This is a genomic window from Pseudoalteromonas sp. GW168-MNA-CIBAN-0100, assembly GCF_040309225.1.
Taxonomy (GTDB): Bacteria; Pseudomonadota; Gammaproteobacteria; order Enterobacterales; family Alteromonadaceae; genus Pseudoalteromonas; species Pseudoalteromonas arctica.
Map to the genome: position 1 here is coordinate 1 of NZ_JBEOOL010000979.1, position 243 is coordinate 243.

Genomic DNA, 243 nt, shown 5'->3' on the forward strand with positions numbered 1-243 from the left:
CTGCTTGTGAGAGTAAATCGGCGGCTATAAATTCTGGGTTTGCACGTTCATCTGCAATAACTAATACTTCAGATGGGCCTGCAGGCATATCAATGGCCATGCCAGGTACAGTTTGCGCCACAAGTTGCTTAGCCATAGTGACAAAGCTATTACCTGGGCCAAAAATTTTATTCACTTTAGGCACTGAATCTGTGCCATAAGCCATTGCTGCAATTGCGCCTGCGCCACCACTTTCTATTAGCG

General features: G+C 46.1%; 1 protein-coding gene. It reads right to left on the bottom strand.

Going from position 1 to position 243, the window contains the following annotated elements:
• A partial coding sequence (locus AAEY62_RS24260) for a histidinol dehydrogenase (protein WP_350637025.1) occupies positions 1-243 on the bottom strand: 243 nt, incomplete at both ends.